The organism is Geodermatophilus sp. SYSU D00766, assembly GCF_054049915.1.
This window is the reverse complement of the sequence record NZ_JBJGYI010000076.1, coordinates 1-7,057: the sequence shown is the minus strand read 5'-3', so window position 1 is coordinate 7,057 and position 7,057 is coordinate 1. Positions and strand designations below refer to the sequence as shown.

Here is a 7,057-nt window from a genome sequence, read left to right as displayed (position 1 = left end):
TGCCCACGTGTTACTCACCCGTTCGCCACTAGAAACACCCCCGAAGGAGTGCCCTCGTTCGACTTGCATGTGTTAAGCACGCCGCCAGCGTTCGTCCTGAGCCAGGATCAAACTCTCCGTAGATGATTTGAACCAGGCTGAGAACCGCGAGCTGACACTCGCGGAATCCATCAACCAAAGGAATCCCATCCGAACCCCGAAAGACCCGGAACGGGGTATTACTTAGCACTGACTTTCGGCACGCTGTTGAGTTCTCAAGGAGCGGACGCGCTCGTACTCCGGCCTTTTCGGCCCTCGTTCGAGGCGGTGTCCCCACTGTACACCGTGCTCCGCAGCAGTCGAACCTCAGGGGTTCTCCCGGCGGTTTCCCAGGCGCTCGGCCCGGTCTGTTCTCGCTCGGTGCAGGGACAACCATACACACCCTCGGAGGGGTCGTGCACGGGGGTCCCCGAGTCCGTGTCGAGCCGGTGGGACCGGCGCCGGACAGAGGGTGCAACGGCCGCCGTGGCCGGGCTATTCCCGCAGGTCTCAGGCGACGCCGGCGGGGCGGAACTGCACGCTCACCCGGGGACCGACCGGCCGTGTCGTCTTCGGGATGCAGTGCTCCCAGGTGCGCTGGCACGAGCCGCCCATCACGACCAGGTCGCCGTGCCCCAGGGGGAAGCGGAGGGACTCGCCGCCGCCGACCGGGCGCAGGAGCAGCGGCCTCGGGGAGCCGAAGGAGACGATCGCCACCATCGTGTCCTGCGTACGGCTGCGGCCCAGGCGGTCCCCGTGCCAGGCGACGCTGTCCCGCCCGTCGCGGTACAGGCACATCCCGGCCGTGACGAAGGGCTCACCGAGCTCGGGGGCGTAGTGCGCGTCGAGCGCGGCGTGGGCCTGGGTGAGCAGGGGGTGCGGCAGCACCTCGCCGCGCCCGTACCAGCGCAGCAGCCGCGGGACGGCGACCTCGCGGTCGTACATCTGCCGCCGGTCGGCGCGCCAGCCGATGTCGCCGAGCAGGACCTCGAGGACGGCGTCCGACCCCGTCACCCAGCCCGGCAGGTGGTCGACCCACGCGCCGCGGGTGAGCACGTGCCGGCGGACCCGGCCCCGCAGCGGCGTGAGCGCGGCCTCCTCGGCGACGTCGAACATCGACGGCTGGTGCGCGAGCTCCATGCCCGGCAGGCTAGCGCCGATCGAACGTGTGTACGAGTTCTACGCGGTGAGGGCCAGGGCGAACGGCAGCACCCGCGACGCCCCGGCCAGCCGCAGCTCCCGGCCGGCCACGGTCATCGTCCAGCGGGAGTCGGCGAGGTCGTCGACGAGGAGCACGGGAGCGGGCCCCAGCTCGGCGAGCCGCGACCGCAGCTCCGGGCCGACGACGATCCGCTGCCACACGCCGGCCAGCCGGAAGGCGCTGTTGCCCCCGGGACCGCCGGTGGGCCCGCCGCTCGCGAGCGACAGCTCACCCAGGTAGGGCAGCCGCCCGAGCCGCGCCAGGCCCTGCGCCACCCCGGCGACCAGCTGCGGACGGCGTCGCGAGGGGACGGCCACCACCGCCGCCGGCCGCTCGGCCCAGTCCCAGGCACCGAGCACGCGGGCGCAGGCGCGCAGGAGTTCCTCGTCCGGGGGGACGTCGGACACCGAGCGCTGCACGGGGACGTCGAAGGCGGCGTCGGGGTCCTCCTCGAGGCCGGGCGCCTCGAGGTCGAGGGTCACGGTGCCGCCCACGCCGTCGTCACCGAGCAGGGTGCGCAGCCGCTGACCCCAGCCGAGGTCGGTGAGCCGGGCGACGGCCCGGCCCGGGTCCACCTGCTCGGCGGGCGCGATCTTCCCCTTGACGCCCACGCCGAGCCGGTCGGCACCGGTGGGCCACTGGGCCCGCGGAGCGAGCTCGACACCGGGCCGGTCGAGGACCGCGGAGGCGGCCTGCGCGGCCCCCTCGGGGACGTCGGTGGGATACCAGGGACCGGCGCAGACGTCGCACCGGCCGCACGGCGCGGCGGTCGGGTCGTCGAGCGCCTCCTGGAGGAAGGCCATCCGGCACGGCGCCTCGTCGACCGGCTTGGCGTAGGCGATCATCGCCCGCTGCTCGGCCTCGCGGGTGCGGGCGACGCGGGCGTAGCGGTCGGCGTCGTAGACCCAGGGCCGGCCGGTGGACCGCCAGCCGCCCTGCACCCGCTCCACCGCGCCGTCGACGGCGAGCACCTTGAGCAGCAGCTCGAGGCGGGAGCGGCGGACGTCGGCGACCGTCTCCAGCCGCGCCACCGACCACGGCTTCCCGTCGGCCATCGCGGAGAGGACGGCGGCGGCGTGGTCCTCGCGCGGCATGGAGGAGGTGGCGAACCACTGCCAGATCGCGAGGTCCTCGGGGCCGGGCAGGAGCAGGACGTCGGCGGACTCGACGGCGCGGCCGGCGCGGCCCACCTGCTGGTAGTAGCTGACCGGCGAGGACGGCGCCCCGAGGTGGACGACGAACCCGAGGTCGGGCTTGTCGAAGCCCATGCCCAGCGCCGAGGTGGCCACCAGCGCCTTGACCCGGTTGCCGCGCAGCGCCTCCTCGGCGTCCTTGCGGTCGGCGTCGTCGAGCCGACCGGTGTAGGCGCGCACGTCGTGCCCGGCGTCGCGCAGCAGCGACGCCGTCTCCTCGGCCGCGGCGACGGTGAGGGTGTAGACGATGCCGCTGCCCGGCAGGTCGCCCAGGTGGGCGGCGAGCCAGGCCAGCCGGGCGCGGTCGGTGGGCAGCCGCAGCACGCCCAGGCGCAGGGAGTCGCGCGCCAGCGGACCGCGCACCGTGGTCACCCCCACCCCGCCGGCACCGAGCTGCTCGGCGACGTCGGCCACCACGCGCTCGTTGGCCGTGGCCGTGGTGGCCAGGACCGGGGTGCCGGCCGGCAGCGTGCCGAGCAGGTCGCGGATGCGGCGGTAGTCGGGCCGGAAGTCGTGCCCCCAGTCGGAGACGCAGTGCGCCTCGTCGACGACGAGCAGGCCGCAGCGGGCGACGAGCCCGGGCAGCTGCTCCTCGCGGAAGCGCGGGTTGGTCAGCCGCTCCGGGGAGACGAGCAGCACGTCGACGTCGTCGGCGGCCAGGGAGGCAGCGACGTCGTCCCACTCGGTGGCGTTGGCGCTGGAGATCTCGACGGCGCGGATGCCGGCGCGGGCGGCGGCGGCGACCTGGTCGCGCATGAGGGCCAGCAGCGGGCTGACCAGCAGGGTGGGGCCGGCGCCGCGGCGGCGCAGCAGCGCGGTGGAGACGAAGTACACCGCCGACTTGCCCCAGCCGGTGCGCTGCACGACCAGCGCCCGCTCGGAGCGCTCGACCAGCGCGGCGACGGCGGCGTCCTGCCCCTCGCGGAAGACCGCGTCGGGCCGGCCGGTGAGCTCCCGGAGGACCCCGAGGGCCTCGGAGGCGAGGTCGGCGGACGGCGCGGCGGTGGTCATGGCTCCCGACAGTAGGTGCGTCCCCCGACAGCAGGACCGTCCGTGCGGGACCTGGGGACGGCGGGCAGACTGGGGACGATGCGACCACCGGACAACCACGTGCACACCGGGTGGTCGTGGGACACCCCGAGCTCGGTGACCATGGCCCGCGCCTGCGAGCAGGCCATCGCCCAGGGGCTGCCGGCGATCGCCTTCACCGAGCACCTCGACTTCACCGTGTGGGGTCCCGACGACCGGGCCACCACGCTGGGCCTGGTCGACCGGCACTCCTCCCGGCACGAGCCGATCGACACCGAGGGCTACTGGGCCGAGCTGGCCGAGGTCCGCGAGCGGTTCCCCGAGCTGCGCGTCTGGTCCGGTGTGGAGGCCGGCGAGCCGCACCTGTTCGCGTCGAGCGTCGCCGCGCACCTCGCCGACGCGCCGGTGGACCGCGTCCTCGGCTCGCTGCACTCGCTGCACGACGGCGACCGGCTCTACGGCGTCGGGCAGCTGCTCTACACCGACGCCGACGGCACGATGCGCCGCTACCTGGCCGAGGTCGTCGACATGGTCGAGAGCAGCGACGTCTTCCAGGTGCTCGCCCACGTCGACTTCCCCCGGCGCTACTGGCCCGGCGGCCCCCACCGCTACGTGGAGAAGGACTACGAGGAGGAGTACCGGGCGGTGTTCCGCGCCGTGGCCGGCACCGGGCGGGCGCTGGAGGTCAACACCAGCAGCCCGCTGGCCTCGGCCGACCAGGTGCGCTGGTTCCGCGAGGAGGGTGGCGAGGCGGTGAGCTTCGGCAGCGACGCGCACCAGCCGTACGCGGTCGGTCAGCGCTTCGACCTCGCCGTCGACGTCGTCGAGGCGGCCGGCTTCCGGCCGGGGCGGGACCGGTTCGACTTCTGGCGCCGCTGAGGTCAGCCGGCCACCCGGTCGAGCGCGGTGCGCCACGTCCGGGGGAAGGCGACCGGCCCGAGCAGGCGCTGGAGCAGGAGCACCACCCGGCCGCGCAGACCGCGGCCACCGGAGTGGTGCACCGTCACGTCGACGTGGCTGCCGCCGCCGGCGCGCGGCGTGATCCGGACGTCGCCGGTGCCGCGGTCACAGTGGTCGCTGTCCAGGAGCGTCCAGGTGACCCGGTCCGGGGTGGGCCACTCGTAGCGCAGCAGCACCCAGAAGGGGACGCCCGCGCTGCCCTCGCGGATCACGGCCCAGCCCTCGCCCTGCTCGCGGACCTCGTACTTCGCCGGGTCCAGCGTCTGCGACCACACCTCCAGCCGCCGGTCGCTGACGTCGGTGAACGCCTCGAGGACCTGCTGCGGGGTGGCGCGGGTGTCGAGCCCGAAGTGGATGCGCACAGCCGTCTCCTCCCGGTCCCCCGCTGCCGGATCGTCCCGCGATCCGGGGTCCCGTGGAGGCCAGGACGTCGCGGCCCGGTACTTCACCGCTAAGAGAAACGCCGCTAGGGTCGCCGGGGTGACGTCCCGCCGCGTGGTGATCGCCCTCGGCGGCAACGCCATGACCGGAGCCGACGGCTCGGCCACCCCGGAGGCCCAGCGGGACGCGATCCGCGAGGCGGCCGACCACGTCGCCGAGGTGGTCGCCGCCGGGGTCGAGGTGGTGCTCACCCACGGCAACGGCCCGCAGGTGGGCAACCTGCTGGTCAAGAACGAGCTCGCGGCGAACGTCGTGCCCCCCGTGCCGCTGGACTGGAACGTCGCGCAGACGCAGGCCACCATCGCCTTCACCATCGCCGACGAGCTGGACGCGGCCCTGACCGCCCGGGGGCTCCCCCAGCGCACCGCCGGGCTGGTCACGCGCACCCTGGTCGACGCCGGCGACCCGCACTTCCGCGAGCCGTCGAAACCGGTGGGCCGCTTCGTGCCCCGCGAGGAGGCCGAACGGTTCCTCGCCCTCGGCCAGGTCTGGGAGGACCGCGGCCCGCGCGGCTGGCGGCGGGTGGTCGCCTCGCCCGAGCCGAGGTCGGTCGTCGACTCCCCCGCCGTCCACGCCCTCGCGGCGGCCGGCTTCGTCGTCGTCTGCGCCGGCGGCGGGGGCATCCCGGTGACCGACGACGGCGGGGACGGCGCCCCGCTGCGCGGTGTCGAGGCCGTCATCGACAAGGACCTCACCGCCGCCGTCCTGGCGCGCGACCTGGGGGCCGACACCCTGGTGATCGCCACCGACGTCGCGAACGTGATGGTGGACTTCGGGCAGCCGTCCCAGCGGCCGCTCGGCCGGGTCACGGTGGCCGAGCTCCGCGCGCACGCCGCGGACGGCCAGTTCGCCCGGGGCTCCATGGGCCCCAAGGTCGAGGCCGTCCTCCGCTTCGTCGAGGCCGGCGGCGAGCGCGCCGTCATCACCTCGCTCGAGAACATCGCCGGCGCCGTCACCGGGGACGCCGTCGGCACCGTGCTCACCACCGCCTAGGGAAAGAGGAAGCTGCCGTGCCCGCACCGATCGAGGTCCGCAAGGTCCCCCTGCACAGCGTCAGCGACGCCAGCGAGCTGGCGAAGCTCATCGACGACGGCGTCATGGAGGCCGACCGGGTCGTCGCCGTCATCGGCAAGACCGAGGGCAACGGCGGCGTCAACGACTACACGCGGATCATCGCCGACCGCGCCTTCCGCGAGGTGCTGCTGGAGAAGGGCACCCGCAGCAAGGAGGAGGTCGCGCAGATCCCGATCGTGTGGTCCGGCGGCACCGACGGCGTCATCAGCCCGCACGCGACCGTCTTCGCCACGCTGCCCGAGGACGCCGTCGAGAAGACCGACGAGCCGCGGCTGACCGTGGGTTACGCGATGAGCGAGCAGATCCTGCCCGAGGACATCGGCCGGGTCGCCATGATCGAGAAGGTCGCCGACGGCGTGCGGAAGGCCATGGCCGCGGCCGGCATCGACGACGCCGCCGACGTGCACTACGTCCAGACGAAGACGCCGCTGCTGACCATCGACACCATCCGCGACGCCAAGAGCCGCGGGAAGACCGTGTGGACCGAGCACACCCACGAGTCGATGGACCTGTCCAACGCCACGACGGCGCTGGGCATCGCCGTCGCCCTCGGTGAGATCGAGATGCCGGGCGACGAGGACGTCATGCACGACCTGTCGCTGTTCTCCTCGGTGGCCTCGTGCTCGTCGGGCGTCGAGCTCGACCGCGCGCAGATCGTCGTCGTCGGCAACGCCCGTGGCCACGGCGGGGCCTACCGGATCGGCCACTCGGTCATGCAGGACGCGCTCGACCAGGACGGCATCTGGGCGGCCATCCGCTCGGCCGGCCTGGAGCTGCCGGAGCGGCCGCACCACACCGACCTCGGCGACCGGCTGGTCAACGTCTTCCTCAAGTGCGAGGCCGACCCGAGCGGCATGGTCCGCGACCGCCGCAACGCGATGCTCGACGACTCCGACGTGCACTGGCACCGGCAGATCAAGGCCACCGTCGGCGGCGTGACCGCGGCGGTGACCGGCGACCCGGCGGTGTTCGTCTCGGTGGCCGCGGTGCACCAGGGCCCCTCCGGCGGCGGCCCCGTCGCGGCGATCGTCCGGGCCTGACCCCGGGCGCCGCGCGGGGCCCCCGGCCGGCGCGGCGCCCCCCGCCCGCCCCGGGGGGGGGGGGGGGGGGGCGCCGCCCGCGCGCGCGGGGGCGGGGGCGG

General features: G+C 74.5%; 6 protein-coding genes and 1 rRNA gene. 3 read left to right on the top strand and 4 right to left on the bottom strand.

All coding sequences use genetic code 11. The annotated features are described in order from the left end of the window. The 3 genes from ACI8AD_RS24715 to ACI8AD_RS24705 form a co-directional block, all read right to left on the bottom strand. A 16S ribosomal RNA gene (locus ACI8AD_RS24715) occupies positions 1–123 on the bottom strand; the annotation flags it as partial. Between the two features lie 405 nt (positions 124–528). Further along, a complete protein-coding gene (locus ACI8AD_RS24710) occupies positions 529–1,158 on the bottom strand; it encodes an alpha-ketoglutarate-dependent dioxygenase AlkB (protein WP_456873179.1) in 630 nt (209 codons plus the stop codon). A 39-nt stretch (positions 1,159–1,197) separates the two neighbouring features. After that, positions 1,198–3,423, bottom strand: coding sequence for a DEAD/DEAH box helicase (locus ACI8AD_RS24705; protein WP_456873178.1), 2,226 nt, complete (start codon positions 3,421–3,423; stop codon positions 1,198–1,200). Positions 3,424–3,501: 78 nt separating this feature from the next. Between ACI8AD_RS24705 and ACI8AD_RS24700 the strand changes: the two genes are divergently transcribed. Beyond that, positions 3,502–4,320, top strand: coding sequence for a PHP domain-containing protein (locus ACI8AD_RS24700; RefSeq protein WP_456873177.1), 819 nt, complete (start codon positions 3,502–3,504; stop codon positions 4,318–4,320). A gap of 2 nt (positions 4,321–4,322) precedes the next feature. On the opposite strand, the gene ACI8AD_RS24695 is transcribed toward ACI8AD_RS24700, so the two are convergent. Continuing rightward, the gene (locus ACI8AD_RS24695) at positions 4,323–4,763 is read right to left on the bottom strand and encodes a hypothetical protein (protein ID WP_456873176.1); all 441 of its coding nucleotides are present in this window, start codon (positions 4,761–4,763) and stop codon (positions 4,323–4,325) included. A 118-nt stretch (positions 4,764–4,881) separates the two neighbouring features. Here ACI8AD_RS24695 and ACI8AD_RS24690 point away from each other — a divergent pair, with 118 nt between their 5' ends. Then, positions 4,882–5,835 carry a carbamate kinase gene (locus tag ACI8AD_RS24690; RefSeq protein ID WP_456873175.1) on the top strand — a complete coding sequence of 318 codons (954 nt, stop codon included), beginning with the start codon at positions 4,882–4,884 and terminating at the stop codon, positions 5,833–5,835. 17 nt (positions 5,836–5,852) lie between these two features. After that, positions 5,853–6,956 carry a barbiturase gene (gene bar / locus ACI8AD_RS24685; protein WP_456873174.1) on the top strand — a complete coding sequence of 368 codons (1,104 nt, stop codon included), beginning with the start codon at positions 5,853–5,855 and terminating at the stop codon, positions 6,954–6,956. Positions 6,957–7,057 lie beyond the last annotated feature (101 nt).

Bases quoted from the DNA above. Each gene is read 5' to 3' on its own strand.
- ACI8AD_RS24700 (WP_456873177.1), top strand. From the start codon at position 3,502: ATGCGACCACCGGACAACCACGTGCACACCGGGTGGTCGTGGGACACC.
- ACI8AD_RS24705 (WP_456873178.1), bottom strand. From the start codon at position 3,423: ATGACCACCGCCGCGCCGTCCGCCGACCTCGCCTCCGAGGCCCTCGGG.
- ACI8AD_RS24710 (WP_456873179.1), bottom strand. From the start codon at position 1,158: ATGGAGCTCGCGCACCAGCCGTCGATGTTCGACGTCGCCGAGGAGGCC.